General features: G+C 69.6%; 11 protein-coding genes and 1 pseudogene. 5 read left to right on the top strand and 7 right to left on the bottom strand.

All coding sequences use genetic code 11. The features are described from left to right. Window positions 1–54: 54 nt before the first annotated feature. Window positions 55–1080, bottom strand: a complete 1026-nt coding sequence (locus tag ABZ319_RS37865; protein WP_354991405.1) for a PDZ domain-containing protein — start codon at window positions 1078–1080, stop codon at window positions 55–57. An 85-nt stretch (window positions 1081–1165) separates the two neighbouring features. Between ABZ319_RS37865 and ABZ319_RS37860 the strand changes: the two genes are divergently transcribed. From ABZ319_RS37860 to ABZ319_RS37850, 3 genes are all read left to right on the top strand, one after another. Then, entirely contained in the window at window positions 1166–2653 is a 1488-nt protein-coding gene (locus ABZ319_RS37860; RefSeq protein WP_354991404.1) for a zinc-dependent metalloprotease, read from the top strand. A gap of 197 nt (window positions 2654–2850) precedes the next feature. Then, window positions 2851–4293 (top strand): TOMM precursor leader peptide-binding protein, encoded by a 1443-nt coding sequence (locus ABZ319_RS37855; protein WP_354991403.1) that lies wholly within the window; start codon window positions 2851–2853, stop codon window positions 4291–4293. Beyond that, window positions 4265–5650, top strand: coding sequence for an AarF/UbiB family protein (locus ABZ319_RS37850; protein ID WP_354991402.1), 1386 nt, complete (start codon window positions 4265–4267; stop codon window positions 5648–5650). Before ABZ319_RS37855 ends, ABZ319_RS37850 begins: the two co-directional genes overlap by 29 nt. A gap of 273 nt (window positions 5651–5923) precedes the next feature. On the opposite strand, the gene ABZ319_RS37845 is transcribed toward ABZ319_RS37850, so the two are convergent. From ABZ319_RS37845 to ABZ319_RS37835, 3 genes are all read right to left on the bottom strand, one after another. Next, window positions 5924–6196 (bottom strand): WhiB family transcriptional regulator, encoded by a 273-nt coding sequence (locus ABZ319_RS37845; protein WP_354991406.1) that lies wholly within the window; start codon window positions 6194–6196, stop codon window positions 5924–5926. 200 nt (window positions 6197–6396) lie between these two features. After that, window positions 6397–6750, bottom strand: a complete 354-nt coding sequence (locus ABZ319_RS37840; RefSeq protein ID WP_354991401.1) for a hypothetical protein — start codon at window positions 6748–6750, stop codon at window positions 6397–6399. 277 nt (window positions 6751–7027) lie between these two features. Continuing rightward, window positions 7028–9169, bottom strand: a complete 2142-nt coding sequence (locus tag ABZ319_RS37835) for an ATP-dependent DNA helicase UvrD2 (RefSeq protein WP_354991400.1) — start codon at window positions 9167–9169, stop codon at window positions 7028–7030. A 319-nt stretch (window positions 9170–9488) separates the two neighbouring features. On the opposite strand from ABZ319_RS37835, the gene ABZ319_RS37830 reads away from it, so the two are divergent. Beyond that, window positions 9489–10739, top strand: coding sequence for a low temperature requirement protein A (locus ABZ319_RS37830; RefSeq protein WP_354991399.1), 1251 nt, complete (start codon window positions 9489–9491; stop codon window positions 10737–10739). Between the two features lie 91 nt (window positions 10740–10830). Further along, window positions 10831–11082, top strand: a complete 252-nt coding sequence (locus ABZ319_RS37825) for a mycoredoxin (RefSeq protein WP_354991398.1) — start codon at window positions 10831–10833, stop codon at window positions 11080–11082. An 84-nt stretch (window positions 11083–11166) separates the two neighbouring features. On the opposite strand, the gene nudC is transcribed toward ABZ319_RS37825, so the two are convergent. From nudC to ABZ319_RS37810, 3 genes and pseudogenes are all read right to left on the bottom strand, one after another. Next, a complete protein-coding gene (gene nudC, locus ABZ319_RS37820; protein WP_354991397.1) occupies window positions 11167–12075 on the bottom strand; it encodes an NAD(+) diphosphatase in 909 nt (302 codons plus the stop codon). Window positions 12076–12104: 29 nt separating this feature from the next. Next, window positions 12105–13172 (bottom strand): potassium channel family protein, encoded by a 1068-nt coding sequence (locus ABZ319_RS37815; RefSeq protein ID WP_354991396.1) that lies wholly within the window; start codon window positions 13170–13172, stop codon window positions 12105–12107. Between the two features lie 91 nt (window positions 13173–13263). After that, a pseudogene (locus ABZ319_RS37810) lies at window positions 13264–13453 on the bottom strand (hypothetical protein); the annotation flags it as partial.

Below are 13453 nucleotides of genomic sequence, written 5' to 3'. Positions count from 1 at the left end.
GCCCGCTGTCCTGGACAGCGGGCGCGAGTGCGTTCCACGGGGCTCGGCCGCGGTCTAGCCGCAGCCCACGGTGTCCCGGCCGGCGTTGATGTCGTCGAGGGATTGCACTGCGCCGGACAGGTTTTCGATCTTCACCAGGCGCAGGCCGTCGGGGGTGCGCTGGGCGGCCTCGTTGCAGTTGGCGGCCGGGACCAGGAAGGTTTCGGCGCCGGCCTCGCGGGCGGCCATCATCTTGTACTGAATGCCGCCGATGGGGCCGACCTTGCCCTCGGGGTCGATGGTGCCGGTGCCCGCGACGAACTTGCCGCCGGACAGTTCGCCGGGGGTGAGCTTGTCGATCAGCGCCAGGGTGAACATCAGGCCCGCCGAGGGACCGCCGATCTCGGCCAGATTGAAGTCGACCTGCAGGGGGCCGGCCGCGAACTCGCCGGGGGTGATGCCCAGGTAGCCCTTGCTCGCGTCGTCGGGGCGCGCGCCCAGGGTAATCTCCGCGCTCTGCTGCACGCCGTCGCGGCGGAACACCACCGGGATCGCGGTGCCCGGCTTGGCCGAGGACACCGCCGACACCACGTCCTTGGCCGCGGCGATGGGCTTGCCGTCCACGGTCACCAGTTCGTCGCCCTTGTGCAGCACATCCTTGGCGGGGCCGTCCTCGGTGACCGCGCGCAGGCGCACCACCGTCGGCATCTTCAAGTAATGCAGCGCCGCCAATTCGGCATTGTCTTCGGAGTCCTTGAACTCCTGCTGATTGGATTCGTCGATCTTCTCGCGGGACACACCGGGCGGATACACCTCCGCGCGCGGAACCAGACCGTGTTCACCGTCGAGCCAGAGGCCGAAAGCCTCGAAAATATTCAGCTGATCGCGAACTGAGACCGTGGTCATATTCAAGTTGCCGGTGGTGGGATCGACGGGGACATCCCGCACCTCGACCACCTGTTTTCCGTTCACCTCACCGAGGGTGTTGAACGTCGGCCCGGGTCCGAGCGCCACGAACGGAACGGTGACGACGCTGCCTGCGATCCCCAGCACCAGAATGGGTATCAAGGCGGCGAGCAGGGTGAATATCCGACGGTTCACGCGGCCAAGGGTACTTGTCATGCACCCGATTGCCGCGCTCCGCTCGGCGGTTCGCGCCATGCGGGGCTCCAGTACCGTAGTGACTATGAGTGATTCTTCGTTCGGATTCTCGAACCGTGACGACGATCCGGAGCGCAAGCCGGGCGACGGGTCCGGTGGTTCCGGTGCGAACAATCCGTTCGGCTTCGGACCGGGCGGCTTCGATCCCTCGCAATTCGGGGGCGCGTTCGACCCCTCCAAGCCCGGCGGTGGTTTCGACCCCTCGCAGCTCGGCCAGATGCTCAGTCAGCTGGGTCAGATGTTCACCAGCATGAGCCAGCCCGGCGCGAGTTCCGGCCCGGTCAATTACGACCTCGCCAAGCGCCTGGCCCGCCAGCAGCTCGGGGCCACCGTCGCCCCGATCACCGCGGGCGCCCAGCGCGCGGTCACCGATGCCACGCATCTGGCCGAACTCTGGCTCGACGCGGCCACCACGCTGCCGGCCGGGGCCACCAGGTCGGTGGCCTGGACCCCGAACGACTGGATCGAGGAGACGCTGCCGACCTGGAAGCGGCTCTGCGATCCGGTCGCGGAACAGGTTTCGGGCATGTGGACCGCGACCCTGCCCGCCGAGGCCAAGGAATTCGCCGGCCCGATGATGGGCATGCTCGGGCAGATGGGCGGCCTGGCCTTCGGCTCGCAGCTGGGCTCGGCCCTGGGCCAGCTCGCCAAGGAGGTGCTGACCTCCACCGACATCGGCCTGCCGCTCGGACCGGACGGCACCTCGGCGCTGCTGCCCACGGCCATCGCCGAGTTCAGTGCCGGGCTCGAACAGCCCGAGAGCGAGATCCTGGTCTTCCTCGCGGCCCGCGAAGCGGCGCATCAGCGCCTGTTCGCGCACGTGCCGTGGCTGCGCCAGCAGGTGCTGGGCGCGGTGGAGGACTACGCGCGCGGCATCAAGATGGACTTCTCGGCCATCGAGCAGGCCGCGGCCGGGCTCGATCCGATGACCCTGGCCCAGGACCCGTCCAAGCTGGAGGAACTGCTCGCGCAGGGCACCTTCGAACCGCAGACCACGCCGGAGCAGAAGGCCGCGCTCGAACGGCTCGAAACCCTGCTCGCCCTGATCGAGGGCTGGGTGGAGACCGTGGTGACCGACGCGGTCGGCGACCGGCTGCCCGGTGCGGGCGCGCTCGCGGAGACGCTGCGCCGGCGCCGCGCCACCGGCGGGCCCGCCGAGCAGACCTTCGCCACCCTGGTCGGGCTGGAACTGCGTCCGCGCAAGGTGCGCGAGGCGGCGGCGCTGTGGCGGCGGCTGACCACCGACGCCGGCGTGGACAAGCGCGACGGGGTGTGGGCGCATCCGGACCTGCTGCCCGATTCCAGCGATCTGGACTCCCCGGCCGGGTTCATCGACACCATCCTGGGCGGCGGCACAACGGCTTTCGACGATCCGCTGGCCCAGCTGGCCGAGACCGAGGCGCGCGAGAAGGCCGAGCGCGAGGGTCGCGGGGACAAGCCGGAGGCCGATTCGGCCGATGGCGGCAAGGCCGATGGCGATGAGCCGGAAGGTGATTCGTCGGGCAATGCCTGACGGCGCGCGGGCGCGTCGGTAGCGCGGGAGCGCCGCCGACCCGTCGACGACGCGGACCGCTGGTCGCTCGCGAGCGGCACTGCCTGTGGATAACGCGGGCAAGCTCGATCGTGAAGTTGTGGACAACCCAGGAAAGCGCTGGTGATCAAGCGTTTCCCTGGGTTTTCGCGTTCTACGGGTCGCGCAGACTCGGAGCTATGACCACACTCGCTCGGACTTCGGGGCCCGCATTGGATCCGCGCATCACCGTGCTGCGGCGCACCGACGGGGCGGTGCAGTTGGGCTGGGACCCCGAGCACGCGGTCGTGCTGCGCGCCCCGGGCACTCCGCACCAGCTCTGGGAGCTGCTACACCTGCTGGACGGCATGCACACCCGGGCGCAGATCCGTTCCGAGGCAGCGGCTTTCGGCCTGGCGAAGGAACTCACCGACGCGCTGCTGGACGAGCTGAGCGCGGCCGGACTGCTACACGACGCGCCGCCACCCGCCCGGCTGCGGTCGGTGCGCGTGCACGGGCGCGGCCCGCTATCGGACGCACTGCTTGCCGGGGTACAGCGAATAGGGTTGCGGCCCAGCCGATCCCACGATACGAACACCTCCGGCCTGCTCCAGCCACATGGCAGCGGCGCGGGTGAGCCGTGCAGCGGTGGTCTACACGCGGCACACAGCAGTGGCCCGCACGATTCGCACAGCGGCGGGCCGCGCAAGGCGCACAACGGTGACTCGCGCGATTCACACGGCAGTGCCCCTCGCAAGGCGCACGGCGGCGGCCCGCACGATTCGCACAGCGACGGGCCACGCAACGCGCACAACGATGACCCGCACGAATCGCACAGCGACGGGCCACACACGGCGCACAACGGTGACTCGCGCGATTCACACGGCGGTAGCCCTCGCAAGGCGCACGGCGGCGGCCCGCACGATTCGCACAACGGCGGGCTACGCAACGCGCACAACGATGACCCGCGCGAATCGCACAGCGACGGGCCTCGCACGGCGCACAACGGCGGCCCGCCTGATTCACGCGGCAGTGGCCATCGCAAGGCGCATGGCGGCGGGCCGGGCGAGGCAGCCGGGCTCGTCGTGCTGGCCGACTCGCTCGTTCCGGACCCCATGTTGACGCAGCAGCTGGTGCGGAGGCGTATTCCGCATCTGCAGGTGCGGATCCGGGACGGGCGCGGGGTTGTCGGGCCGCTGGTGCTGCCGGGTACCTCCAGTTGTTTGCGCTGCGCCGATCTGCACCGCTGTGATCGCGAGCCGGAGTGGCCGCACCTGGCCGCGCAATTGCTGGGGCGGGCCGGGTACGCCGCGCCGGCGGTCATCGCGGCCACGGCGGCGCTGGCCCTGGCGGAGATCGCGGCGATCATGCGCGGCGCGGCCGATCGGCCGCCGGTGACCCTGGACACGACGCTGGAACTGGACCCGGAGATCTATCGCATCGCACGGCGGCCGTGGCCCGCGCATCCGCGGTGCGGTTGCGGCGCGTTCCAGCCGCTCTCCCAGCCGAAATCGCTGTCCCCGGCCCCGAACCGGCCGCGTGCGGCCATAGCCGGAAGGCTCGGATGTGATGGATCCCACTTACCGCTCCCACCCGCGAGAACGGTCAATTCCCATGGCGAACCGTCTGGGACATCGGCATGATGGTGGCGTGTCAGAGATTGTGAGCAAGCGCTCCTCCCGCAACGCCAAGTTGGCCAAGATTCCACTGGGTATCGCGGGCCGGGCCGCCGTGGGATTCGGCCGCAAACTCGTCGGGGGCGACAAGTCCGAGATCAACGCCGAGCTGAACCAGAAGGCCGCCGAACAATTGTTCGCGGTGCTGGGTGAGCTCAAGGGCGGCGCCATGAAGTTCGGGCAGGCGCTGTCGGTCTTCGAGGCCGCGGTGCCCGAGGAGTTCGGCGAGCACTATCGCGAGGCGCTGACCAAGCTGCAGGCCGCCGCGCCCCCGATGCCGACGGCCGCGGTGCATCGCCAGCTCGATCAGCAGCTGGGCACCGGCTGGCGGCAGCGGTTCAAGGACTTCGACGACGCGCCGACCGCCTCGGCGAGCATCGGGCAGGTGCACAAGGCCGTCTGGTCCGACGGCCGCACGGTCGCGGTGAAGGTGCAGTACCCGGGCGCGGACGAAGCCCTGCGTTCGGATCTCAAGACCCTCAATCGCATGGCGGGCATGATCGGTTCGCTCATTCCGGGCGCGGATGTGAAGCCGGTGCTGGCCGAGATCAGCGAGCGCACCGAGGAAGAACTCGACTATCGCATCGAGGGCGGGCATCAGCGGCAGTTCGCGAAGGCCTTCGACGGGCATCCGCGCTTCCTGGTCCCCAAGGTCATCGCCAGCGCGCCCAAGGTGATCGTCACCGAGTGGCTGGAGAACGCCACCCCCGTCTCGACGATCATCACCCGCGGCATGGAGGATCCGGCGGGCACGCTCGAGCTGCGCAATCGCGTCGCGGCCCAGATGGGTGAATTCCATTTCTCCGCACCGGCCATCGCGGGCCTGCTGCACGCGGATCCGCATCCGGGCAATTTCATGGTGCTGGAGGACGGCCGCCTCGCGGTCATCGACTACGGCGCCTGCGCGCCCCTGCCCAACGGATTCCCGCCCGAGCTCGGGCAGATGGTGGCGCTCGCGGTCGAGGAGCGCTTCGACGAGCTGGTCACGCTGATGACCACCAACGGCTGGGTGATCCCCGGAAAAACGGTGACGCATCAGGAGATTCAGGACTACCTGCGCCCGTTCACCGATCCCATCAAGACCGAGACCTTCCACTTCACCCGTAAATGGATGCAGCGCGTGGCGGGCAAGGCCACCGACATCTCCAACCAGGAAATGATCAAAACCGCTCGCGCCCTGCAACTCCCGGCCGAACACGTCATGATCTTCCGCGTCCTGGGCGGCTCCATCGGCATCTGCGCCCAACTCGACGCCGAACTCCCCTTCATGAAGCTGATGCAGGACTGGGTCCCCGGCTACAAGGAATACAGAACAGCCAGCTGAGTTTTCGGCCTCCGCTCCGCTCCGGCGGGTTCGCGGCCCTGTTGGCCCGCTTCTTCCCTCCCTCCGCTTCGCTCCCCCGCTCCACTCAGTCCAGAACCGGGCGGGCCGCGAACTGCGGGGTGGGGATATCCGGGGGGTAGGGCTATCTGCGGGGTGCTGCTTCATTCGACGCGGTCAGTCGAGTCGGAACCAATTGCCTTTAGACGCAAAACGACCCGCTTACGATGACGTAAGCGGGTCGTATGCGTTCAACTCCCCCGGCGCTTGGGCCGATCATGCCACCGCGACCTTGCGCGGACGGCCGCGAGGCCGCTTGCGGGCGATGACCACACCCTGATCGAAGATCTCGCCGCCCCAAACACCCCAGGGCTCAGCGCGATCGATCGCGGCGGTCAGGCAGCCCTGACGGATGGGGCACTCGGCGCAGAGCGTCTTGGCCTCTTCCAGCTGGGCGGGGGACTCGGCGAACCAGAGATCGGGGTTGAGCCCGTCCCGGCAGGGCAGAGTGGTGGTGACGCCCCGGCGGATGCGGGGGGTGGAAGCCACGGTGTTGCGGCATGTCACGCGGTCACGGGTAACCGTGTTGGACACGTCGTGCTCCTTCAGCTCGTGCAGTGGTCGTCTTGTGGAAGACATTTGCGGTGGTTGTTCCGCGAAACCGGTGCCGGTGGCTGGAGGCCGATAAAACAATGGCCACGGTTTCGCGGTGTGCGATCCGTGGCCAGGAGGTACGGGGGGTGTCCCCGTTATCCGAGTCGACTTCGGTGTCGACTCCTGATCACGTTCGCTGGGTGGGTGTTACGACGGCGGGCTGCCCGCAGGTTCGCCGGGCTCTCGCCCGTTTCATCCGCGATGACACCGGTGGCCACATACGCGGCTCCCGGGTGCTGCCAGCCCGCCTCGGGCTTGTCCTGATCAACGATCGTCTTCATCGCTTGGGCTTTGGTTGCAAAACCCTGAAGACCAAGATCGCTGCCGCTGGACAGATGAATCCCCTGGTCGGCGAGGATCCCCTGGGAGGCCGAGGCAACGGAGACAGCAGACGCCATCGCCAAATCGCCGCCGATGCGGAACGACATGGTGTTCACGTTGTTGTTCATTGCCTTGCCTCCGTCCTGCACTCGTTGCGATCAATTCATCTGCACGACCGGGAGCACTCCCGGTTGCATGGGAACTACCCTAGGTACATATACGCGAGCACACAACCTATTTTTGACCAGCGGTTTTACGGTCTTGCGGACAGCAAATCAGAAGCGAAGAGTCGCAACGCGGTTGGGCCGGGCCGCACGGCCCCGCGTGACGGAGATCAACCGCGGTTCCGGAGATCGAATCCGGGTCCGGGCGGCCGCGAGCCCGGACCACCCGCGCGCGGCCGGCTCAGTCCCGCTGCCGGGCCCGCACGATCGCCAGCACATCCGCGCCGTAGGTCTGCAGCTTCTTCGCGCCGATACCGGGGATGGCGACCAGCGCGCGATCGTCGGCAGGGCGCTGTTCGGCGATGGCGGTCAGGGTGGTGTCGCTGAACACCACGAAATGCGGCAGGGACAGCGCGTCGGCCTTGTCCTTACGCCATTCGTGCAGGGCCGCGAGCAGCTCGGTGTCCACATCGGCCGGGCAGCGCGTGCACCGGCCCAGCATCGTGGCCTGGGTGTTGAGCAGCGGTCTGCCGCAGACGCGGCAGGTGGGGTGCAGGCGTTTGGGACCGCGGCGATCGGTGACCGGCTGGGCGATGCGCGAGGCCGGGGAATCGTCGGGGACCAGGCCGACCAGGAAGCGGGAGCGGCGGCGCACCTTGCGCCCGCCCTCCGAACGCGCCAGCGCCCAGGACAATTGGAGGTGTTCGCGGGCGCGGGTGACGCCCACGTAGAGCAGCCGGCGCTCCTCTTCGAGGCCCGCCTCGTCCGAGACCGCGGCGTCGTGACCCAGGACGTGCTGGATCGGCACGGTGCCGTCGGCCAGGCCGACCAGGAACACCGCGTCCCATTCGAGGCCCTTGGCCGCGTGCAGCGAGGCCAGGGTGACCCCCTGCACGGTCGGTGGGTGCCTGGCCTCGGCGCGGGCGGCGAGTTCGCGCAGCAGCCCGGCGAGCTCGAGTTCGGGGTCGTGCGTGGCCAATTCCTCGGTGAGGGCGACCAGGGCAACCAGCGCGGACCAGCGTTCGCGGGCCTGCACGCCGACGGGTTCCTCGGTGGTCAGCCCGATGCGGGCCAGCACCGCCCGGACCAGGGTCACCAGTTCGGGACCGCGGGCGTCGGGCAGATCGTCGCGGGCTCCGGCCTGGCGCAGGGCCTGCACGGCCTGGCGGACGTCGGGCCGGGCGAAGAAGCCCTCGCCGCCGCGCACCTGGTACGCGATGCCCGCCTCGGTCAGGGCCTGTTCGTAGGCTTCGGACTGGGCGTTGATGCGGAACAGCACGGCGATCTCGGCGGCGGGCACGCCCTTGCCGAGCAGTCCGGTGATGGCCTTGGCGACGGCGGCGGCCTCGGCGGGCTCGTCGTCGTATTCGGCGAAGGCAGGTTCCGGGCCGTCGGGCCGCTGGCCGATGAGTTGCAGGCGCGTGCCCGCGATGCGGCCGCGGGCGGCGCCGATGACGCGATTGGCGAGCGAGACCACCTGCGGGGTGGAGCGGTAGTCGCGTTCGAGCCGTACGACGGTGGCCTCGGGGAAGCGGCGCGAAAAGTCCAGCAGATAGGACGGACTCGCACCGGTGAAGGAGTAGATGGTCTGGTTGGCGTCGCCGACCACGGTCAGATCGTCGCGATCGCCCAGCCACGCGTCGAGCACGCGCTGCTGCAGCGGGGTGACGTCCTGGTATTCGTCGACCACGAAGCTGCGGTAGCGACCGCGGAACTCCTCGGCGACCGAGTTGTAGTCCTCGAGCGCGGCGGCGGTGTGCAGCAGCAGGTCGTCGAAGTCGAGCAGCAGGCCCTCGGAGGTGGTCTTGATCGATTCGTAGGCCGCGTAGACCGCCGCGACCTTGTTCGCCTCGTAGGGTGCGTCGCGTTGCAGGCGGGCGACCGCGGCCGCGTAGTCCTCGGGGGCGATGAGCGAGCCCTTGGCCCATTCGATCTCGCCGGTCAGGTCGCGCAGGGTGTCGGTGTCGGTGGCCAGTCCGGAGCGGCCCGCGGCCTGGGCCACCAGCGGGAACTTGCGGTCGATGAGCCGCCACGGCACGTCGCCGACGACCTGCGGCCAGAAGTATTTGAGCTGGCGCAGGGCGGCCGCGTGGAAGGTGCGGGCCTGTACCTGCCCGGCCTCGCCGCCCAGGCCCAGCGCGCGCAGGCGGCCGCGCAGCTCCCCGGCCGCGCGGGCGGTGAAGGTCACCGCGAGCACCTGATCTGCGCGCACGTGCCCGGCCGAGACCAGGTGCGCGATGCGATGGGTGATGGTGCGGGTCTTGCCCGTTCCCGCGCCGGCCAGCACGCAGACCGGGCCGCGCGGTGCGCGTACGGCTGCCGCCTGCTCGGCATCGAGGTCGTCGAGCCGGAGTTTGGCCTGCTGTGCGGCGGCGGCAGTCACGCGCACCATCATGACAGTGCCGTCCGACAGCGCGCCCGCCCGTCGCCCAACCCGCCGGGATCGCGCCGGAAGTCACCCGGCGGACCTGCCACAACCGCGCTCGCCCCGCAGCGTTCGACGTTCGGTACCACCGCTGCCACGCGAGGCACGAGTCAGCAGTGGTCGTGGCGACGCACAGCCCCACTCGGCGGTACGACACGCCCCGAAGCGCCGGCACTCGTGGGCGACACCGCGAACAGGTGCCCGTCCGGCCCGCACTCGGCGGTACGTCGGGTCGCGCCTCAGGGCGCGCGGGGACCGCGGCGGTTAGCGTGCGGGGATGGCCGAGGATGGGAAGACCGGGGGCGCGCAGCGGACGAACTGGTTGGAGCTGTTCTTCGATCTGGTGGCGGTGGCCGGGTTGGTGCAGCTCACGCATCTGCTGCGGCACGGGCCCTCGTTCGGGTACTTCGCGTTGTATCTGCTGCTCTACCTTGCTTTTTGGACGGCGTGGGCGTGTATCACGCTGTACAGCGACATCGCGAGTGATCGGACGCATCCGGCGCTGATGCTGGCGGCCATGCTCGGGCTGGGGGTGATGGCGGCGGCGGTCGCGGGGGTGCCGGAGCGGCATGCGACGACCTTCGCGGCGGTGTACGTGGTGCTGCGGGTCGCGACCGCGCAGGCCTGGGGGCGCGGGTTCGTCGTGGTGGACTGGCCGACCGCGCAGCTGTCGTTCGGGGTGCTGCCGTGGATCGTCTCGCTGTGGGTGGACGCGCCGTGGAAGTACTACCTGTGGGGGCTCGGGCTGGCGATCGACCTGTGGCTGATGTTCGCGATCAGCGGTGAGCGGCTGCTGAGCGAGATGCAGGACCGGCTGGATCGGCGACTGCGGAAGTCGCGGCGGTTCCAGGGCGTCACCGCACCGAAACTCCGTGCGGTGCACGCGAATCCGGAGCACCTGGGCGAGCGGCTCGGGTTGTACGTGATCATCGTGCTGGGCGAGGGCGTGATCACCGTGATCGACGCGGTGGGCGGGGAACTGTGGACCGCCGAGATACTGATGCTCGGGCTGGGCGCCTTCCTCATCCTGACCGGGCTGTGGGCGCTGACCCTGCGGTTCGGTCCGGTGCCCCGGCTCATCAGCGGGGTCGACGGCGGGCGGGGCCAGCTGCCGTGGCAGCACATCATGGCCACGCACTGCTGGGTCACCGGCGCGCTGGCGACCATCGCGGCGGGCCTGGGACTGACGATCTCGCACGCGAACGAGCACCTGTCCGCGGGTACCGGCTGGGTGCTCGGCGGCGGCCTCGCAGCGTACTTCGGCTTTGTCGGGGTGAGCGGGCTGCGCAGCGGGGCGCGCTGGCAGTCCCTGTTCACACATCCGCTGCCATGTATCGCGGCGGCGCTCCTGCTCGGGTGGCTGGCCCCGCACATCGGGCCGGTACCGCTGGTCTACGGGCTGGTGCTCGTCATCGCCTGGGCGCTGCTGTGGCAGTCGTACGCCGACGGGAAGCTGCGGCGCGACGGCTCCGGCCCCGCGCGGCCGCACCGCGAGCCGCGCCCGCACCGGCGCCGCGGGGAGCGGTGATCCCCCGGTCGCGGCGGCGAGCCGAGGACCGGTGATCCCCGGTTCGCGGGCACCGGGGAACACGATCGGCGGGGTTCGCGTTGCATATCGCGTGACTGCAACCGACTTGACCATGTACTCGACGACCTGGTGTGGCTACTGCCGCCGGCTCAAGAAGCAGCTCGACGAGTCGGGCATCACCTATACGGTGATCGACATCGAAGAGAATCCGGATGCCGCCGAGTTCGTGGGCAGCGTCAACAACGGCAACCACGTGGTGCCGACCATCAAGTACCGCGACGGGTCCACCGCCACCAATCCGACCCTGGTGCAGGTGAAGCAGGCCCTCGCCGCGATCTCCTGACCGCGGGACGCCGAAGCCGCACACCCTGACGTTTCCGAGTGTGCGGCTTTTCGCCGTCCCGGGCGGTCCCGGGGCGGCCTCGAATCAGTCCTGGGCGGCCCAGGATTCGACGATCGTGCGGGCGATGGAGATCGAGCCGGGCAGCAGCAGGCGCGATTCGGTGCGCGCCGCGCCCCACTCCCCCGCCGCGAGGGCCGCGCGCACCTCGGCCCGGGTGAACCAGTGCGCCTCGGCGATCTCGCCGTCGTGGAAGGTCAGTTCCTGCTCGGGATCGGCCACCGCGGAGAAGCCCAGCATGAGCGAGCGCGGGAACGGCCAGGGCTGGCTGCCGAGGTAGCGGATGTCGGTGACGTCGACGCCGACCTCTTCGCGCAGTTCGCGTTCCACGCAGCGTTCCAGTGATTCCCCGGTCTCGACGAAACCGGCGAGCAGCGAGAACAGGCCCTCGGGCCAGGTGTGCTGTCGCCCGAGCAGGACGCGGTCGCCGCCGTCGTGGACGAGGCAGATGACGGCCGGGTCGATGCGCGGGAATTCCTCGTGCCCGGCTTCGCTGGTGCGTGACCAGCCGCCGTTGGTGACGGCGGTGGGGCTGCCGTCGGTGGCGCTGTAGCGCGCCTTGTCATGCCAATTCAGCAGGGCGATGGCGGTGGAGAGCAGTCCGGTGCCGAAGTCGTCGAGGTTCAGCGTGGCCCCGGCGGCCCGCAGGTCCGAGAGCGTGCCCTCGATGTCGTTGTCGCGCACCGCCCACAGGTGGATCTCCCCGTCCACGCCGAGGAAGACCGCGTCGGCGGCGGGTTCGGCGGACAGCGTGACCGCGGCCTCGAGCACCACCGTGCCACCGTCGATGAGCACCTGCCCCCGCCGGTTCATCCGCAGTAACTTCGCCTGCGCCCAGCCCTCTTTCAGGGCCTGTTCATCGGAGCGCAGGTGCTCCGCTCGATCGAGCGTCGTACGAGACAAGACCGGGACAGCATTCAGCTGAAAACCTGACACAGCATCGACAGTAGCGCCAGGGTCCGAGCTCAGCTCTGCACCCTGCGGAGATACAGGAGTTTGTCGGCGGATTCGAGGGCGTCGACCTCGGGGTCGCCGACGCGGATCAGCACGCCGTTGCGGACGACGCCGAGCACGATATCGCGCAGATGCCGTGGGGAGCCGCCGATTTCCTCGGGTTCGGCCTCGCGTTCGGAGATGGCGAAACCGGCCTCGGGGGTCAGCAGGTCCTCGATCATCTCCACCACGCTGGGGGTGGTGGTGGCGATGCCGAGCAGGCGGCCCGCGGTCTCGGACGACACCACCACCGAGTCGGCGCCGGATTGGCGCAGCAGATGGGTGTTCTCGGCCTCGCGGACGGCCGCGGAGATGCGCGCCTTGGGGTTGATCTCGCGGGCGGTGAGGGTGACCAGCACCGCGGTGTCGTCGCGGTTGGCGGCGACCACGATGGACGAGGCATGTGCGACGCCGGCCAGGCGCAGCACGTCGGATTTGGTGGCCGAGCCGTGCACCGTCACCAGACCGGCGTTGGCGGCCGCCTCGAGGACCGTCGGGTCGGTGTCCACGACCACGATGTCACCGGGCTGGGTGCCGTCGGCGAGCATGGCGTCGACCGCGGTGCGGCCCTTGGTGCCGTAGCCGACGACGACGGTGTGGTTACGCACGGTGTGCCTCCATCGCTGAATCTTGAACGCCTGCCGGGACCGTTCGGTCAGCACCGAGAGCGTGGTGCCGACCAGGACGATGAGGAAGAGGATCCGCAGCGGGGTGATGACGAGAATATTGACCAGCCGCGCGGTCGGGGTGGCCGGTGTGATGTCGCCGTAGCCGGTGGTGGAGAGCGAGACCGTCGCGTAGTAGGCGCAATCGAGCAGCGACATCTCTTCGCGCGCGTTGTCGTGGTAGCCCTCGCGGCCGATGTAGACGACCATGGTCGCCGCGCCCAGCAGCAGCACGGCCATGAGCAGCCGTTTGGTCAGCGAGCGCCACGGACTGGACTCGGTGGCCGGAATGCGCAGGATGCCCACCAGCGCGAAGTCGGGGCGATCGGTGAGCCGGCCCAGACCACGTGAGTTCTCACCGAACACGCGAATCACCGGTCATTTCGGGGATGTCTTCCTGCGGCACAGGACCGGAGCGTACCCGGCGCGCACCCACTCCGTGGTGTCGAGCGGGGCGCGTCGCGAACTACCGGGTGGGGTCGGGCGGCAGGAACTCCGGATCGGGCGGTGGCTCGAAGTCGAAGGGGAACCCATCCTGTTCGGGCGGCGGGGGCGGGGATTCGTCCCAGCCGCGCAGGGTGTCGACGTCGATCGGCTCGAAGTCGGGTTCGGGCGGCAGGTCGAGCCGGGCGCGGCGATCGGCGGCCGCGGCGCGC

The organism is Nocardia sp. NPDC005978, from assembly GCF_040614455.1.
Taxonomy (GTDB): Bacteria; Actinomycetota; Actinomycetes; order Mycobacteriales; family Mycobacteriaceae; genus Nocardia.
Note: the sequence above shows the minus strand (reverse complement) of the source record. Positions and strands in the feature narration are given on the sequence as shown.

Coding starts and splice junctions, on each gene's coding strand:
- ABZ319_RS37860 (WP_354991404.1), top strand. CDS start 1,166: ATGAGTGATTCTTCGTTCGGATTCTCGAACCGTGACGACGATCCGGAG.
- ABZ319_RS37855 (WP_354991403.1), top strand. CDS start 2,851: ATGACCACACTCGCTCGGACTTCGGGGCCCGCATTGGATCCGCGCATC.
- ABZ319_RS37850 (WP_354991402.1), top strand. CDS start 4,265: ATGGCGAACCGTCTGGGACATCGGCATGATGGTGGCGTGTCAGAGATT.
- ABZ319_RS37840 (WP_354991401.1), bottom strand. CDS start 6,750: ATGAACAACAACGTGAACACCATGTCGTTCCGCATCGGCGGCGATTTG.
- ABZ319_RS37830 (WP_354991399.1), top strand. CDS start 9,489: ATGGCCGAGGATGGGAAGACCGGGGGCGCGCAGCGGACGAACTGGTTG.